We start from the raw sequence: 16,757 nt of genomic DNA on the forward strand, positions 1-16,757 counted from the left end.
CCCTCTCTCACTTTCTTAAGGAAAGTGAGAGAGGGTCCCGGGTTTTCCAGCATTAAGTGAGAGAGGATCGGGTCACCCGTGCAGCTCGCGGTAAGCGTCCGCCGCTGCCGGGTGCAACGGAATGCCAGCCGTGTTAATCAGGGAATCCGGGCTCAGGAACTGAACGCCCAGGCTCGAGCGGGGGATCAGCTCCTCAGCATGGCCCACCAGTAATTCCACGGTCCGTTTCACGGTGCGGGCGTCCAGGTCGCGCCGGCACAGCAGCAGGTTGGTCACCCCCACCGTCCAGACGGCAGGGGCACCCCCGTAAGCGCCTGCCGGGATCAGGACCCGGTCATAAAAGACGCCGTACCTGGACCGAAGCGCCGGCAACAACAGGGAAAGATCGAGGAAGTTAAGACCCACGTCGTCATGGGCGGCGGAGATCGCGGCCGTGGGAACGCCCCCGGACCAGAACAGGGCGTCCACTGACCCCGCACGCAGTGCCGCGAGGCCGTCATTGAGGCCCAGGTTCAGGACGGTGACGGCTTGTCCGGCAGCACCGGCCCCGCCGGCAGCGACGGAACCAAGCCCGGCGGCCTCAAGGAGGCGGGGAGTGGTGAGGGACGTCCCCGAACCCGGCTCGCCCACAGCCACCGTCCTGCCGGCCAGCTCCCCGATGCTCCGGATGCCGCTGGCCTTCCGGACCACGCAATGGACGTAGTTTTCGTACACCCGCCCCAGCGCCGTAATGCCGGCGTCGGACGAGTTCTTCCCTGCTTCCCTCTGCGCGGCGGCATCAGCGAGGGCGACGGCGAACGTGGCTTGCCCGGCAGCGAGCTGTCTGAGGTTGTCCAGGCTGCCCCCCGTGGTCAGGGCCGTGGCCTGCCGGGCCACTCCATGGCGCTGCAGGGACGCGGCGAGCAGGGTGGCGAACTCCAGGTAGAAGCCGCCCGGTTCGCCGCCCGCAACGGTGACGGCGTCCGGGCTGTCCGCCGGGGTGCAGGCCGCCAGGGCCGGTAGCAGCAGTCCCGCGAGCCCTGCGGCAACACCGGCCCTGATGGCTTCGCGTCTCGACGGCAGGCTGAAACGAACGTCAGGCATGCGGAGCCACCTGCCCCGTGGCTTCCGGACCGCTTTTAGGGACCAGGGGAAACTCCAGGAACGCCGCCAGGCCGTGCGGGTGCGCCTCGCGGAGCAGCAGGCGTCCGCCATTGGCTGCGGCCAGCTTTTCGACGATGGTCATGCCCAAGCCGTTTCCGCGCACGTCCCGGTGCTTCGGTGAGCGCCAAAACCGCTGTGTGGCAGCTGCCCTTTCCTCGGACGAGAGCCCGGGCCCGTCGTCGGACACTTGGATCACCACGGTGGCGCCGACCTGACGGACGGCAACTGATATCCGGGCGCGGCCGGCATATTTGATCGCGTTGTTCAGCAGTTCCCCGACCATCTGCGCGAGGTCCCCGGCGTCGCAGGCAATCAGTGCGGGCTGGCCGGGCGTTCTGTCGAAATGGATGGAGGCGCCGGCACGTCGCGCGGCAGGTGCTGCACGTTCGGCCTGTTCCTGCAGGACAGGGACTGGATCAATGGGCCCCCGATCTCGTCGGGAAGGCGCCTCACCGGGTGTGCCGGCGGAGTCCTCGAAGGCCCGGTGTTCGGCGGCGGCGAGTTTGAGGACGCCGTCAAGGATCTCCTCCACCCTCTCCAGCTCAGTCTCGACGGCGGATGCAGCCGTCTTTTCCCGGGTGGTCTTCAATTCCAGCTGCAGCAAGTCGACGCGCAGCCGCAGCGCACCAACAGGGTTGCGCAGTTCATGGGAGGTGTCCGCAATGAGCTGGCGTTGCGCTTCGATGCTGTCGCTGACGCTTTGTGCCATCGCAGTGAAGGAACGGCTCAGCGCCCTCAGCTCGGGAGGTCCTTCCTCCGGTAGCCGGCTGCTCCGGCCGGTGGTTTCCAGTTCGGCGACGGCCGCATTGAGCCGGTGGACCGGGCGCAGCACCCAGCGGGTCACCCGGGATGCGGCGATGAGGAGCATTGCCATGAGTGCCGCCGCGGCCAGTCCGACACCTAGCCAGCGTTCGCGGAGTTTCTGCCGGGCAGCGTCCTGGTTGACTTCCAGGACCGCTGCGCCGAGTACCTGGCTGGCGCTTCCAAACGAGCGGGAAATCACCTCCGAGCCTGTGCCGAACGGTTGAAGCGGCGCCACTGTGGTGTCACTGAGGTTCAGGCTGGCCCTGGCCAAAGCATTCCGCACGTCTGCCCGGTCCTCGCTCAGGCCGCCGGAGCGCAGGGTGCCCTGCTGGAGCCGGATCAGGACTCCTTCCTCGTAGAGCTCCGAGTACCTGTCCATTTCGGCCTGCAACTGGGTGGAATCGCCTCCCTCAGTGCCGGCGTCGAACGCAACCTGCGCCAGCCTGTTCAGGGCAGTGGCCCTGTTGATCTGGAGTTCCTGCGTGAGTTCCCGGCTGGCCGAAGCCAGGAGGGCGTTGGACGCGATGAGCACCAGGAGGACGGAGAGGATGCTCAGGATCCCGAGGACACGGAGCTTCACTCAGGGTCCGCCTCGACCCTATAACCAACTCCGCGGACGTTGATGATGAACCCCGGCAGCTGCAGCTTGGACCTCAGCCCGGTCAGGTGCACGTCAAGTGACCGCGAGGAGGCCAGGAACGCATCGCCCCACAGGGCGTCCAAGATCTGCTCCCGGGTCACTACTGACCCTGCATGGCTGGCCAGCAGAGCCAGCAGATCGAATTCCGTGGCGGTCAGGGGGAGCACTTGCCCGTAGAGGACTGCCAGGCGGCGTTCGAGGTCCACCTCAAGTTCCCCCAGCACGATCCGCCGCTGCGTGTTGCCGGGCGCGCGGCCCGCCCGCCGGGTGACGGCTTCGATCCGGGCCAGGAGCTCCACGAGCTTGACCGGCTTGACGAGGTAGTCATCAGCCCCGGATCGGAGGCCAAGGACCACGCTCCGCTCATCGTCGCGCGCTGTGAGGATCAGGATGGGAACGTCCGTGACCTGCCGAAGCTTCCGGAGCACCTCAAGGCCGTCCATGTCGGGAAGTCCCAGGTCCAGCAGGATCACGCCGAAGCGCCGGTGCTCCAGGAGTGCATCGGCGCCCCGGGAAACCCTGGCCGACGCATGCCCGGCGGAAACCACGGCCGCCCCGAGGGCGGATGCCATGGCGTCGTCGTCCTCGACGATCAGCACATCCATTGCCAGTTCCTGTTCCGTTGGGCGGCTTCCGTTTCCAGGGACGCGATTTCCCCTGCCCGCCTTTGGAGATTACCCCTTTCGCTTGTCTTCCGCCCGGCCCGGGGCGGTTCAGCTCCGCCGCCCGGGACCGCTGCCCGCGGGAAAACCTAAGGAAGTGTTAGGAATTCGGATTTCGCTTGGGCTGTGCGCTGGCTCACCAATAGCTTTGGTGGGGTCCCCGGGCTTCCAGGGGACGTTCAACGTCGAGGAGGAACCATGAGCAATGCTGCCATGGACAGCACGAAAGTCGGGCCTGGGCGCACAGCCAGGGCCGCACAGCCAAGGAAGGTTCAGCGATGAGCACCCAGCAAACCGCGGCAGTGAGTGAGTCGGCCCAGACCCGGCGGGCGGTCAGCAACATCCTCAAGGGCTCTGCCGGCAACCTGGTGGAGTGGTATGACCTGTACGTCTACACGGTCTTCGCCGCCTACTTCCAGTCCCACTTCTTCAACTCGAAGGACGACCTCCAGGCGGGCCTGGAAGCGATGGCCGTCTTCTCGACGTCGTTCCTGATGCGGCCCATCGGTGCCTGGTTCTTCGGCCGGTACGCGGACCGCAAGGGCCGCAAGGCCGCGCTTACCCTAAGCGTTACCCTGATGTCTGCGGGGTCATTCGCCATCGCCGTACTGCCCACGACGGAGCAGGTGGGAGTCTGGGCATTGATCCTGCTGATCCTGATCCGCCTGGTCCAGGGCTTCTCGGTGGGCGGCGAGTACGGCACCAGCGCCACCTACATGTCGGAGGCCGCAACGTCCAGGCGGCGCGGCTTCTTCTCCAGCTTCCAGTACGTCACCCTGATCGGTGGCCAGATGCTGGCCCTGCTGGTCCTGGTGATCCTGCAGAATGCCATGCCCAAGGAGGACCTCACCGAGTGGGGCTGGCGGATCCCGTTCGCGCTGGGCGGCGTCGCGGCGCTCGTGGTCCTCTGGCTCCGGCGCTCTATGGAAGAGACCGTTTCGGAGGAACAGGTACAGGCTGCAAAGACCCCGGCCGAAGCGGGGGTTGCCCAGCCCGGCACCATGAAGCTGCTGTTCACGCAGTACTGGAAGCCGCTGCTGGTCTGCATCGGTGTTACGCTCGGCGGCACCGTGGCCTTCTACACCTACACCAACTTCATCCTGAAGTTCATGAACGATACCTCCGGCATCGCCAAGACCGACACCTCGGTGATCAACTTCTGGGCGCTGTTCATCTTCATGCTCCTGCAGCCGGTGTACGGCATGATTTCGGACAAGGTGGGCCGCAAGCCGCTGCTCTTGTGGTTCGGCATCACCGGCGTCCTGTTCACCTGGCCGCTGCTCTCCACCCTGGCCAACACCAAGGATCCCTTCACCGCTTTCATGCTGATGATGGGTGGCCTGGTGATTGTGGGCGGCTACACTTCCATCAACGCACTGGTGAAAGCCGAGCTGTTCCCGGCCTCCATCCGTGCCCTCGGCGTCGGCCTGGGTTACGCGATCGCCAACTCGCTGTTCGGCGGGACCGTTCCGCTTATCGGCGCAGCCTTCCAGAAGGCCGAGCGGGTTGACCTGTTCTTCACCTACGTCACCGTGGCAATTGCCCTCTCGCTGCTGGTGTACATCTTTGCGTTGAAGAACAAGAAGGCAACCCACCTGGACCAGGAGCAGGGCCACGCGTGGGTGCAGGAGCGCAAGGACGGAGACAAGGACGACAGCAAGGACAAGGACCTGCTGGGCGTTTAGCTCCCGGAAGCACACCTGCGGCAGGACAAATGACGACGGCGGGTGCCCGCCCGCCGTCGTCCGTCCACCACGCCAGGACGCTCTATCACTTGATGTGGATTTTCCTTCGACTCTCTCTCACTTTCTTCAGGAAAGTGAGAGAGGGTCCCGGGTTTTCCACCGTTAAGTGAGAGAGGGCCCGGCGCGGCGTCCCGCGAGCCGGGCGAGACCAAATCGAATGCAAAGCGTGACCCTCCCGGCATCGTCCCGCGCCGCCGTCGCTGTTTCACTGGGAGGAGGCGGATTCCTGCCTTGGCATGCCGGGGGAGGCAACAGAGGTGTTTCGTTTTCAGCGGATGATTGCGTTGGGTGCCTTGATAGGACTGGCGGGGTGTGCGGTGCCAGCCCGGCCGCCGGCCCCGGAACTCCTCACGGCCGACGGCGTCGAGCGGGTTTCGGTGGACCGTGCGGACTACGCCGCTGAACTGCGCTCCTTCCGGGCTTCGGCGTTCGTCCTCGGCGAGGCGCTGCTGGCCGACGGCGGCGACGGCGACAACGGGAACGTGGTGTCCTCGCCCGGAAGCCTGCTGATTGCCCTCGCCATGCTGCGCGCCGGTGCCACCGGCGGGACCGCGGCCGAGATGGACAGCGTCCTGCAGTTCCCCCTTGAGAAGCGCGATGAGGCCATGAACTCGCTCCTCCGCTCGCTTGAGAAGTTCGACGGCGACCCCGCCGCAGTGGATGAGGACAATCCGCCGCAGAAACCGGTTATGCATTCCGCCAACGGACTTTTCGTGGACAAGGACGTGCCTACCGGGCAGTCCTTCCTGGACACCCTGGCCCGGCACTACGGATCCGGGGTGTATCCCGTGGATTTCAGCGACGAAGGGGCAACGAAGCCCGCCATAGATGCGTGGGTGAGCAGGAATACCGGCGGCCGGATCAAGGAAGCCCCGGCGGAATACGACCCCGACAACACCTTCAGCCTGCTCAACTCCCTGTACTTCGCCGCCGCCTGGAGCATGCCGTTCGATCCGAACGCCACCTCCGACCTGCCGTTCACGACAGCCGCCGGCGAGGAAATCAACGTGCCGGCCATGCACAACGAACTCACCATGAAGTATGCGGAAGGTGCCGGCTGGCAGGGTGTTGACCTACCCTACGCCGACGGTTTCGTCATGCGGCTGGTCCTGCCCGCGGAGACGGCCGCTCCCGCTGACACTCCCGCCCCGGCGGCCTTCGACGCGGAAAAACTGACGGAAATCGCGGACATGTTTGATGTGGCCCGGCCCGCGTCAGTCCAGGTCCAGCTGCCCCGCTGGGACCACAGGTCCAGTTTTGACCTCCGCAAGGTCTTCGAGGCGCTGGGCCTGGAGAACATGCTGGGCACCACGGAGGACTTCAACAGCATCCAGCCGCAGATGATGGTCACCCAGGCCGCCCAGGCTGCCAACATCACCGTGGCCGAAAAGGGCACCATCGCGGCCGCGGTGACCCAGATCAACGGAATGGCCACCAGCGTCCCGCCGCAGCCCGAGCGGACCATCGAGTTCGACCGGCCGTACCACTACCAGATCGTCCACGTTGAAACTGGGCTGCCGCTGTTTATGGGAACTGTGGCCGACCCCAGGTGAGCGCGTGTCCCGGGCCTGCCCTCGCCGCCCTCCCCGACCTCAGACGCTCTATCAGTTAATGCCGGAAAATCCGGAACCCTCTCGCGCTAGGTGCAAGAGGGTTCCGGGAAAACGCGCATCAAGTGAGAGAGCGTCGGGGGGGCGGCGGGTTAGCGGGCTCCGCCCTGCCAGAGGGCATCGAACGGGGCTCCTGAGGCTACGCGGTTGCGGATGCCCGCGGTGACGAATTCCTTGGCCGTCCGGGCAGCCTCCAGCGGGGTGGCGCCCTTGGCGAGTTCCGCCGTCACGGCTGCGGCCAACGAGCAGCCAGCCCCGGAAACCGCCACCTCGCCCACCTTGGGGGCGCTGAGGACCTCGAGGGTTTCACCGTCATAGAAGACGTCGACGGCGTCCGGGCCTTCCAGCCGCACCCCGCCCTTGGCGAGCACGGCGGCGCCGCTGAGCTCATGGATCCGGATGGCGGCGGCCTTGAGGGATTCGACGTCCGTGATGTCGAGGCCGGACAGCGATTCGGCCTCGAAGTGGTTGGGCGTGACGAAGGTGGCCAGCGGAAGGATCTGCGCCTTCAGCGCCTGGTCCGTGTCCAGGGCGTGCCCGGGTTCCTGGCCCTTGCAGATCAGCACCGGGTCCAGGACCACGTTTTCGAACTGGCCGGCGGCCAGGGCGTCAGCGACTGTGGCGATGGTGGCGGGGCTGCCCAGCATGCCGATCTTCACCGTGTCCAGCACCGGGCGGCCGGGCTCCGAAGGAGCGGACGACGACGGACCGTACGCCGCCGTCGTCGCTTCCAGCTGGTCGGCGATCACCTGCCGGTCCACCGGGACGAACCGGTGGTTCCAGCTGTCGTTCGGGTTGAACGAGACGATGCAGGTGAGGTTGGCGATGCCGAAGACGCCGAGCTCCTGGAACGTTTTCAGGTCCGCCTGGGCGCCGGCGCCGCCGGTAGCTTCGGAGCCTGCGATGGTCAGGACAACTGCGGGAGCTGCGGCGGATCGGGGTGCGTCAACGGAAACGGAAGTCATGGCACCATCCTGCCATCCGTCGTCGGACGCGTCTTTGTGCTGCTGTACAGTCCGCATGCTGATTGCTGTCTCCAACAGCCCCGCCAGCCGGGACGGCTGGCGCTCCCTGCGACGTCCTTGGTGATCCGGTAAAGAAGTGAGGTGGCGTCAGCCCTTCAAGGTCCGGTCGAGCAGGGCGCGCAGCTCCCGGAAGTGCCGTTCCGTGGCTCCCACGTGGAACGCCGAAGTGTCCGCCATTGAGTAGCCGTGGGATGCACCCCGGTAGACCTCGTTGGACGCCTTGAGGCCTGCGGCCTTCAGGGCCTTCCCCAGCCGGGCCACGGCGTCAGCATCCATGCTCCGGTCGTGGTCTGCGTGGCCGAACACGAACTCGGCTCTGGCCGAGCCGAGTCCCCGGTGCGGGCTGTCCGGCTCGTCCGTGGCCAGCCCGCCGCCGTGGAAGCCGCCGCATGCCGCCACCACCTCCGGGTGGGCTGTTGCGGTGCGCACCGCCAGCCTGGCCCCCATGCAGTAGCCAAAGGTGCCGATGGGACCCGGCGCAACGTCGTCGAGCGCCGTGAGCGCCGAAACCCAGGCATCGATGTCCGCGAGCGCCTTGTCAGCAGTGAGGTGGCCAATCCGCGGGAACGCCGCCTGGCCGGCTGCCTGCCTGCCCTCCGGAGTGGTCATGTCCCCTTTCGGGGCAAGCTCGGCAACAGTTCCATCCCGGTAGAAGACGTTCGGGGCCAGGACGACATAGCCCCAGTCGGCAACGCGTTGCGCCATGTCCCCGATGCGCGGGCGCAGGCCGAAGGCGTCCATGTACAGGATCGCGCCCGGGAACGGCCCGCCGCCGCTGGAAGGACGGGCCACCAGGGCTTCCGCGGTGCCTTCCGCGGCAGGGATTCCAATGAGCATGGGGTCAGGCTATCGGACGCAATTCCGACGGCGGCGCGCCGGCTACGCGTAATACCGCGCCAGGGTGTCTGCTTTGAAGTCGAAGAAGGTGCCGTCCTCGATGGCCAGGCGGGCGTCGTCAACCATCTTCACCACGAACCGCTCGTTGTGGATGGAGATCAGCGTGGCGGACAGCATCTCCTTGGCCTTGTACAGGTGATGGATGTAGGCCCGGGAGTAGTTGGCGCAGGCGTAGCAGTCGCAGCCTTCCTGCAGCGGCCCGAAATCGCGTTTGTACTTGGCTCCGGACAGGTTGAACCGGCCCTGCGGCGTGTAGAAGGCGGAGTTGCGGGCCACCCGGGTGGGGGAGACGCAGTCGAAGGTGTCCGCGCCGTTCTCGATGGCCGTGAAGATGTCGTCCGGTTCGGAGATGCCCAGCAGGTGCCGGGGCTTGTCCTCGGGCAGCTCCTCGTTGCACCACCGGACAATCGTGCCCAGGTTCTCCTTCTCCAGCGCCCCGCCGATTCCGAAACCGTCGAACGGCATGGCACCCAGGTCCCGGCACGCCTTCCGGCGCAGGTCCTCGTACTGCGCGCCCTGGATCACGCCGAACAGGGCCTGGTACGGTTTGCCCGCCCTTTCTTCCGTCAGCCGGAAGTGCTCCTCGAGGCAGCGCAGCGCCCACAGCCGGGTGCGCTCCAGCGACTCCTCCTGGTAGCCGCGTGAGTTCTGCAGGGTGGTGAGCTCATCAAAAGCGAACATGATGTCCGCTCCGATCCGGTGCTGGACCTGCATGGAGATTTCGGGGGAGAACCGGTGCCGGTCGCCGTTGAGGTGGCTCTTGAACCACACGCCGTCGTCGTCGATATGGGCCAGGCGTTCCTTGCCGGGGGCCACCGCGTCGTCCGGTCCGGGCCCGCCGGCGGCAGCCACAGTCTTCATGTCGATGACCTTCTTGAAGCCCGAGCCCAGGCTCATCACCTGGAATCCGCCCGAGTCCGTGAACGTGGGCCCTGGCCAGTTCATGAACGCGCCCAGGCCGCCGGCCTCGTCCAGGATGTCCGCGCCTGGCTGCAGGTACAGGTGGTAGGCGTTGGCCAGCAGCGCCTGTGCCCCCAAATCCGCCATGGCTTCGGGCAGTACGGACTTGACCGTGGCCTTGGTTCCCACGGCAATGAAGGCCGGGGTCTGGATCTGGCCATGGGGCGTGGAGATGGTGCCCGTACGTCCCAGGAACCGGCCCCCGTTGGACGCCTCCTGCGGGGCGGACGGCGGGCAGCTCTCGGCCAGGCGCGTGCCTACCCGGAATGAAAACTCCGACTGCCGTGCCCGTGCTTCATCGCCGGCAGTGCGCGGGCCCGGTTCAAACGGGGCGTCGGCAGGGTGTGGAGCAGGGGCGGGGTTGGCTGGCACCGTACAAGTGTGCCAGCAATCAGCACCGTCCCGGCAACCGGGCCGGTCAGCTGACCGGTTCCGCTGCGGGGTAGTGCTCAGCCCGCCAGGCATCCCAGGATGAGCGGATGGCATCCAGCCTGGCGGCGCCGAGATCGTAGGTGGAGGCGATGACCAGGGACCCTTCGCCCTCTGCGCGTACGTCCTTGATGGCAGGATGGTCGGCCACCACCAGGAGCCCTTCGCCGTGTTCCGCGTAGTTGTGCACCGTGACACCCACCTGGTGGCTGGTCCGGTACCAGACCTTCCCGCTGATCTCCTCGCCGGTCCCCAGTTTAAGCTGGTAGCTCTCGCCCGGTGCCGGCAAATCCGCCAGTCCGAGTTTCTCGATCGCGGAGCCCTGCCCTTCCGTCAGATGCAGGAACAGGGTGTGGCGCTTGCCGTGGGGGTGGCGTTCCAGGGCGAAGCGGAGCTGCTGGAGGAACGTGAGCCAGCCCTGCGTGATGTCCTCGTCCCAGGCCGCCCACTCTGAATCGTGGTCCATGGCACTCCGGGTCACGCTGACCCGGGTTCCATTGGGCTCGGGGTGAAGTTCAAAGGTGTCCCCGCCGTGAACGGTGAGGCTGGTGTGGTCCGGGGACTCCTCAACGTCACCGGAGAAGTAGATTTCCTTGATCTCGGCATCCAGGTCTTCAGCCTGCCAGCCATGCCATTGGGCTACTTTGGACGGTTCCCGCAGCATGGTCCAGACCTGCGGCGCGTCGGCGTTGATCACTACGCTCAGATTGTTGGTCATAGCCCCGAATGTACAACTCCGGCCGGGTGCCGGGAAGGGGGCAAATTACCTAACCCGGCACCCTGTTCAGGGGCGGGTGCATCGTCAGGAACGGACGGCTTCCAGCTCGTTGCTGATCCGCCGCTCGAGTTCGCCCATCCCAATGGTTTCCGAGCCCCCGTGGGCGCGGAGGAACAGCAGGGATTCGAGCCGCAGGAGGCGCCATTCGCGCTCGGCGTCGTGGTTGGAGTTGTCGATGGAGCGGAAGATTTCCTTGTCGTACAGGTTCGGCTCGTTGAGCGAGCGCTGCCGGACCTTCGCCGCCATCCTGGCCTTGAACGGATCCGATTCCTGGTTTTCGGGGGTCCGGAGCAGCTTTTCGTAAACCTCAGCCCGCTCCGCCTGGCCGTCCTGCCGGCAGATGTAGCTGGACAGCGCCAGGGATGCCTCCACGGACGCCCACCGCCCAGGGTTCCCGTCGAAGGGCAGGACATTGAGGAGGTCGGCCACGGCGAGTGCGCCCTCGGCATCCTTGAGGGTGATGAACAGCTCGTGGGCAAGGTCGCTCAGGTCCTTCAGGCAGCTGCCTGACTTGAAATTGACGCCCTTGGCCAGCCGGTCCGCCAACAGCAGCACGCCCTGGGCATCAGGATGCGCTTCGGCCGCGGCCTCCACCACTGATTCCGGAGTGCCCTGCGGTGCGGGAATCAGTGCCAGGTCCTCTTCACTGGGACCGCTCACCGCCGGCGGGACCGCCGGGAGGGGAGGTACGACGACGGCGGGAGCGGCGGCAGCGGAGGCAGGCTCTTCGCCGGGCTGCTTGGCGTGTTCCTGCCCCGCGTCTCCCACTGCCGGGGCAGGGACGCCGGCTGCCTGCGGAAGCTGCGTGACGGCGTCGGACTCTTCCTCCAGCACCGTGACTGTGGTGCCCACCGCGATGCGGAGGGTACCGCCGCCGGACAGGCTGGCGAGGACTAGCGCGGGCGCCCCGAAATCGTCCCGTTCCAGCTCAACCTGGTGTATCTCCGCCGTCCGCCCGCCGTCGGGCAGGACAATGTGGTTGCCGGTGGTCAGGGATCCAGCCTGCTGTTCAAGATGGTGACGGGCGGCTGGTGTTTCGGTCATGGGAGTCCTTAAGTTCTCTTGCGGTCCGCCCTACAGTCTACAAAGACGGGCCCTTAAAATCGGGGACCCCCACGTCCCGGCGGGGGTGTCAGAAGCCCACTCCGGCGAAGGCCAGGGCCTGGCGGATGAGGGCTCCGCGGCCACCGGAGAACTCCATCTGGACGCCCGGGCTGAGGACTTCCTCTGGGGTCATCCAGGTCAGTTCCAAGGCGTCCTGGCGGGGCTCGCACTCGCCGGTCACCGGGATGACATAGGCCAGGGCCACGGCGTGTTGCCGGTCATCGGTGAAGCCGGTCTGGGACGGTGCGGGGAAATATTCGGCCACGGTGAACGGCACGGGGCTGATGGGCAGCTGCGGGAACGCCAGCGGTCCCAGGTCCTTTTCCATGTGCCGCAGCAGCGCGGCGCGGATCGTTTCACGGTAAATGACGCGCCCCGACACCAGGGACCGGACCATAGTTCCGTCCTCGTCCGCCTGGAGCAGGGTTCCCACTTCGTTAACGAAGCCCAGGGGGTCCAGCCTGACGGGCACTGCCTCCACGTACACCATGGGCAGCCGCCCGCGCGCCTCAAAGAGGTCCTCTTCGGAGAGCCAGCCGGGATTCGGGTCAGGAGTGCGCACGTTCATGGTTAAGTTCTACCCCATGGGACCCCGCTGGATAGCCGAGGCTCAGCTGCGGGCGGAATGCGTCGGCCCCGCCCGTCACCCGTCGGCCCCCTGCCGCCCGTGGGGCAACTTCTCACCCGTGGTGGCGCCCGGCGATCCAGAGGGTGGCCGGTACGTGCCCGGCGCCGGGCCCGCCCGCGTCGGGATTGGCTACATGGAGGGTGCGTCCGAACGCTTCCTCCGTGAGGCTGACCCGCAGACCTGCCGAGGCGAGGCGCTGCCGCAGGGGTTCCAGTGCGCCGTCGTACTCGAAGCCCAGGCCTGAACGTGCCGGTCCTGAAGCCGGGCGCACCAGCAGGACACCGCCGTTCTTGGTGGAAAAATCGGCGGTGTCGTCCTGGTCCGGAACCGGGCGCGGGCGCGCCCCGATGTGCTGCAGCGTGCGGGAGGCGGCGGCGGGATCTTCGGTAAACCAGACCCCGGCGACGGCCAGCGCCGGGTCAGCGTCCGCGCACTGCGCAAAGTGGGACGCCTTGTCCGCCAGGAACGTGAATCCGTCGGGGGCCGTGATCCTGCAGGCCTCGCCATGGTCCGCGGTGACGAGTTCCGCGGGGGCGGCGCCGTCCTCATCTGCCGCGAGGTTGGTCCGGCGGGCGAATTCCGCAAGGTCCCCCACCTCCACCGCCAGTGCTGTGGTGCCGTCCTCCGCAGCGCCTTCGGGGACGGTGTGGAGGGCGAGGCGGCCCGAGCCGGCGTCAAAAACCCGCCACCCGGCGTCGTTCTCGGTAATGACCATGCCCAACGCGGTGAGGAGCGTGTCCCAGGAGTCGGGCCTGGAGGTGGAATGAAGGGGGCGGACGCGGAGCATGGCTTGTCCTTCGGATCGGTACGGGACGATTAGGGCCCATACTGCCACGTGGGCCGGCGGCTGTCTCGGCGCTTGTCCCGGCGGGCTGCAGGAGCACAATAGGGGCATGGCCGTTGAACTCGAGGAACTGCTGCTGCCGGACGCGGCCGCATGGCGCAGCTGGCTCGAGGCGAACCACAGCACCAGCCCCGGCGTGTGGCTGGTGCTGCACAAAAAGGGCGGAAACGTGACGGAACTGGACTACGCCGCCGCACTGGACGAGGCACTGTGCTTTGGCTGGATCGATGGCCAGGCGCGCCGCCGTGATGAGCACACGTCGCTCCAGCGGATGACGCCCCGGACCCGCAGGAGTCCGTGGTCGGCGCGGAACGTGGGCCACGTGGCGCGGCTGGATGCGGCGGGGAAGATGACCGACGCCGGCTGGGCGGCTGTGAATGCGGCGAAGGCTGACGGGCGCTGGGCAAACGCGTACGGCGGACAGGCCGTGGCCGAGGTTCCGGAGGACCTGGCCGCCGCCATTGCCGCGGTTCCCGCCGCCCAGGCGATGTTCGACGTCCTGACCAGGACAAACCGGTTTGCGCTGATTTACCGGGTCAACTCCGCTGTGCAGGCTGCCACCCGGGAACGGCGGATTGCCGGGTTCGTGGACATGCTGGCGCGGGGCGAGGCCCCGTATCCGCAGAAGAAGCGTCCCGGCGACCCTGCGCCGTCACCCCAACCGACCAGCCCGCCCCCAACTGAGTAGCGCTAAGTGTCGTTTTGAGGCTCCAAAACGACACTTAGCGCTACCTAGTTGGGGTTAGTCGTCCAGGGGGAACGCCACGCCTTCGCCAACCACGCGCAGGCACAGCTCCATGCCGGGCCGGGCGATGGAGGCGTTCCAGTGCCGGATGGTGATGATCTCGCCGCCGCCGGGGTAGCGGTGGTCCGGGCTGGAGGCCAGCTGTGGCGGAACGGACAGTTTCAGGCGCACGGTGGTTTCCGGGCCGAAGTAGTCCGTGTCCACTACAACGCCGCGGATGTTTCCGCCCTCGGCAATCCTGATCTGCTCGGGCCGCAGCATCAGCTGCACCCGGCCCTGCGCCGGCGGCCGCCGGACGGGGATCGCCCCCAGGGAGCAGGTTGCCAGCGAACCCTCCAGCCAGGCGTCCAGGATGACCGCGTCCCCCAGGAACTCGGCCGTGGCCCGGTCCGCCGGGCGGGTGTACACCACGAACGGGTTGCCGATCTGGGCGAGTTTGCCGCCACGCATTACAGCCACCTGGTCCGCGAAGGACAACGCCTCGGCCTGGTCATGGGTCACCAGGATGGTGGTCACGCCGGCCTTATTCAGGACCTTGGCCACTGCCCGGCGGGTGGCTACCCTGAGCCCCGCGTCGAGTGCTGAGAAGGGCTCGTCAAGGAGCATCAGTTCGGGCTCCCGCGCCAGGGCCCGGGCCAGTGCTACGCGCTGCTGCTGCCCGCCGGAGAGCTGGTGCGGGCGGCGCCTGGCCATGGCCGGATCCAGTGACACCATTTCCAGCAGTTCGCTGATCCGTGCGGCCACAGCGCGCCGGCCGCCGGGCAGGCGGTCCGGATCGAGCCCGAAGGCCACATTCTGCCCCACGCTGAGGTGCGGGAACAGGGCGCCGTCCTGGGCTACATACCCGATGTGCCGTTTGTGCGCGGGCACCCAGACGCCGTCGCCCGCCACTTTGGTGCCGTTCAGCGCGATGCTGCCCGTCTCGGGGTGCTCGAAGCCGGCGATCAGCCGCAGCAGGGTGGTCTTGCCTGACCCGGACGGGCCCACAATGGCCGTGGTTCCGCCTTTGGCGACGGAGAGGTTGACGCCCTTCAGGACGGCCTGGTTGCCGAAGTTCTTGGTGACGTCCGTGATCTCCAGGTGGCTGTTTGTGGTGGGCGCCACGGACGGCGCGATCCGCGGTTCCGGCAGCCTCGAGGGGGCTTGTTCTGTCACTGTCCGGCTACTTTCTTGGACTGCTGGAAAAGGAGGTACGTCATCGGCGCGGAGAGCAGGATCATCAGCAGGGCGTACGGCGCGGCGCCTGCGTAGTCGATCTCGCTGCTCTTGCTCCAAAACTCGGTGGCCAGCGTGCGCGTTCCGTTGGGGGAGAGCAGCAGGGTGGCGGTGAGCTCGTTGGCGATGGCAAGGAAGACGAGAGCCGCGCCGCCCGCGGCGGCTGGTGCCGTGAGCCGCAGGGTGACCCGGACGAAGGACACGAGCGGAGGCTTGCCCAAGGCCTGGGCGGCCTCGTCCAGTTCCTTCGGAGCCTGCGCCAGTCCAGCCCGGAGGTTGACCAGGGCGCGCGGCAGGAACAGGAGGACGTAGGCCGCCACCAGCACCCCTGCGGTCTGGTAGATCCCCGGCACAATCCGGATGCTCACCGTCACGAAGGCCAGGCCCACCACGATGCCGGGCAGGGAGCTGGTGATGTAGTTGGAGAGCTCCAGGGACTTGCTGAACCAGCCGGGGTGGCGGACAGCCAGGTATGCCATCGGAAATGCCACCACGATGGTGGCCGCTGCGCCGGTCAGGCCATAGCCGAGCGTGGTGAGGAGGGCCGGCAGGAACTCGTCCGCGGCCCAGGCGGCGGTTCCGCCGGAGGCCACCCAGCGCAGCACAAAGAACAGGGGGAGGCCGAAGGCCAGTACGGTCAGTCCCACGAGGAACAGCTGGGCGGGAAGCTGGTACGCGTGCAGCGGCAGGCGCAGAGCCTTCGCCTGCGCGCCGGGGCCGATGCGGGCGTAGCGGGCGGTGCCGCGGCTCCTGACTTCGGCCAGCAGCAGGAGGAGGCAGAAGAACACCAGCACGCTGGCCAGCATGTTTCCGGCAGCACCGTTGAACGTTGACTGGTACTGCACCATGATGGCCGTGGTGAAGGTGTCGAAGCGGATCATGGCGAACGCCCCGTACTCGGCGAGCAGGTGCAGGGCCACCAGGAGCGCACCGCCGGTCATGGCAATGCGCAGCTGCGGGAGGACTACCCGGAAGAAGGACCGCCAGGCGCCGAGGCCCAGCGCGGCCGCCGACTGCTCGATGGCAGGGTCCAGCCGGCTGAGCGCGGCAGCGGCGGGGATGTAGACCAACGGGAAGTAGGACAGTGTTGCGATCAGGACCCCCGAGCTCAGGCCGCCGAGCGACGGGATTGCCGAGACCCAGGCGTAGCTGTTGACGAACGCAGGGATGGCCAGCGGCGCGGCCAGGAGCACAGCCCAGATCCGCGCGCCGCGCAGCGTTGTGCGTTCCACGAGCCATGCCCCGGCGACACCGAGGACCAGGCACAGCGGGACGGTGATCGCCGTCAGCAGGAGGGTGTTGAGCAGCAGTTCGGCCACGCGCGGACGGAAGATGAGTTCGACGGCGGTGTCCCAGCCGGTTGCCGCGGTCATGTACACCACGTAGGCCAGCGGAACGAGCGAAAACAGGGCAATCAGCACCGCCAGCGCGGACACCGCAGAAACGCCGAAAGGCGGGCGGGGGCTGCTGCCCCGGCCCGCCGTCGTCGAGCTCCCCCGAGGGGGAGCCGAGAGATCAGGAGTCACGG

Annotated in this window: 15 protein-coding genes; 3 read left to right on the forward strand and 12 right to left on the reverse strand. The window is 67.2% G+C overall.

Annotated elements, in window-relative coordinates:
- Positions 1 to 72: 72 nt before the first annotated feature.
- The 3 genes from C3B78_RS02880 to C3B78_RS02890 are packed head-to-tail and all read right to left on the reverse strand — an operon-like array spanning position 73 to position 3,192.
- Positions 73 to 1,083, reverse strand: coding sequence for a TAXI family TRAP transporter solute-binding subunit (locus C3B78_RS02880; RefSeq protein WP_104996735.1), 1,011 nt, complete (start codon positions 1,081 to 1,083; stop codon positions 73 to 75).
- Entirely contained in the window at positions 1,076 to 2,527 is a 1,452-nt protein-coding gene (locus C3B78_RS02885; protein ID WP_104996736.1) for a HAMP domain-containing sensor histidine kinase, read from the reverse strand. Before C3B78_RS02885 ends, C3B78_RS02880 begins: the two co-directional genes overlap by 8 nt.
- Entirely contained in the window at positions 2,524 to 3,192 is a 669-nt protein-coding gene (locus tag C3B78_RS02890) for a response regulator transcription factor (protein WP_104996737.1), read from the reverse strand. The genes C3B78_RS02885 and C3B78_RS02890 overlap by 4 nt, the downstream gene beginning before the upstream one ends.
- A 335-nt stretch (positions 3,193 to 3,527) precedes the next feature.
- On the opposite strand from C3B78_RS02890, the gene C3B78_RS02895 reads away from it, so the two are divergent.
- Together C3B78_RS02895 and C3B78_RS02900 are read left to right on the forward strand one after the other, a co-directional pair.
- Positions 3,528 to 4,934 (forward strand): MFS transporter, encoded by a 1,407-nt coding sequence (locus C3B78_RS02895; RefSeq protein WP_104996738.1) that lies wholly within the window; start codon positions 3,528 to 3,530, stop codon positions 4,932 to 4,934.
- A gap of 335 nt (positions 4,935 to 5,269) precedes the next feature.
- Entirely contained in the window at positions 5,270 to 6,547 is a 1,278-nt protein-coding gene (locus C3B78_RS02900) for a serpin family protein (protein ID WP_234005574.1), read from the forward strand.
- Between the two features lie 149 nt (positions 6,548 to 6,696).
- On the opposite strand, the gene C3B78_RS02905 is transcribed toward C3B78_RS02900, so the two are convergent.
- The 7 genes from C3B78_RS02905 to C3B78_RS02935 all read right to left on the reverse strand — a co-directional run bounded on the left by C3B78_RS02905 (position 6,697) and on the right by C3B78_RS02935 (position 13,212).
- Positions 6,697 to 7,569: a hydroxymethylpyrimidine/phosphomethylpyrimidine kinase gene (locus tag C3B78_RS02905; RefSeq protein WP_104999600.1), complete on the reverse strand. Its 873-nt coding sequence runs from the start codon at positions 7,567 to 7,569 to the stop codon at positions 6,697 to 6,699.
- 147 nt (positions 7,570 to 7,716) lie between these two features.
- Complete coding sequence (locus tag C3B78_RS02910) at positions 7,717 to 8,466, reverse strand: dienelactone hydrolase family protein (RefSeq protein WP_104996739.1); 750 nt, start codon at positions 8,464 to 8,466, stop codon at positions 7,717 to 7,719.
- 42 nt (positions 8,467 to 8,508) lie between these two features.
- The gene (gene tgt / locus C3B78_RS02915) at positions 8,509 to 9,858 is read right to left on the reverse strand and encodes a tRNA guanosine(34) transglycosylase Tgt (protein WP_104996740.1); all 1,350 of its coding nucleotides are present in this window, start codon (positions 9,856 to 9,858) and stop codon (positions 8,509 to 8,511) included.
- Positions 9,859 to 9,904: 46 nt separating this feature from the next.
- Positions 9,905 to 10,633 carry an SRPBCC family protein gene (locus C3B78_RS02920; RefSeq protein ID WP_104996741.1) on the reverse strand — a complete coding sequence of 243 codons (729 nt, stop codon included), beginning with the start codon at positions 10,631 to 10,633 and terminating at the stop codon, positions 9,905 to 9,907.
- Between the two features lie 84 nt (positions 10,634 to 10,717).
- Positions 10,718 to 11,737, reverse strand: a complete 1,020-nt coding sequence (locus tag C3B78_RS02925) for a DUF6707 family protein (protein WP_104996742.1) — start codon at positions 11,735 to 11,737, stop codon at positions 10,718 to 10,720.
- Between the two features lie 88 nt (positions 11,738 to 11,825).
- On the reverse strand, positions 11,826 to 12,365 hold the full coding sequence (locus C3B78_RS02930) for an NUDIX hydrolase family protein (protein ID WP_104996743.1): 540 nt from the start codon (positions 12,363 to 12,365) through the stop codon (positions 11,826 to 11,828).
- Positions 12,366 to 12,477: 112 nt separating this feature from the next.
- The gene (locus tag C3B78_RS02935) at positions 12,478 to 13,212 is read right to left on the reverse strand and encodes a VOC family protein (protein ID WP_104996744.1); all 735 of its coding nucleotides are present in this window, start codon (positions 13,210 to 13,212) and stop codon (positions 12,478 to 12,480) included.
- Positions 13,213 to 13,318: 106 nt separating this feature from the next.
- On the opposite strand from C3B78_RS02935, the gene C3B78_RS02940 reads away from it, so the two are divergent.
- Positions 13,319 to 13,957 (forward strand): YdeI/OmpD-associated family protein, encoded by a 639-nt coding sequence (locus C3B78_RS02940; RefSeq protein ID WP_104996745.1) that lies wholly within the window; start codon positions 13,319 to 13,321, stop codon positions 13,955 to 13,957.
- Positions 13,958 to 14,011: 54 nt separating this feature from the next.
- On the opposite strand, the gene C3B78_RS02945 is transcribed toward C3B78_RS02940, so the two are convergent.
- Positions 14,012 to 15,169, reverse strand: coding sequence for an ABC transporter ATP-binding protein (locus C3B78_RS02945; protein ID WP_199775314.1), 1,158 nt, complete (start codon positions 15,167 to 15,169; stop codon positions 14,012 to 14,014).
- Positions 15,166 to 16,755 (reverse strand): ABC transporter permease, encoded by a 1,590-nt coding sequence (locus tag C3B78_RS02950; protein WP_199775315.1) that lies wholly within the window; start codon positions 16,753 to 16,755, stop codon positions 15,166 to 15,168. Before C3B78_RS02950 ends, C3B78_RS02945 begins: the two co-directional genes overlap by 4 nt.
- Between the last annotated feature and the right edge of the window lie 2 nt (positions 16,756 to 16,757).

It is taken from the genome of Arthrobacter sp. PGP41, assembly GCF_002953935.1.
Classification (GTDB): domain Bacteria; phylum Actinomycetota; class Actinomycetes; order Actinomycetales; family Micrococcaceae; genus Arthrobacter.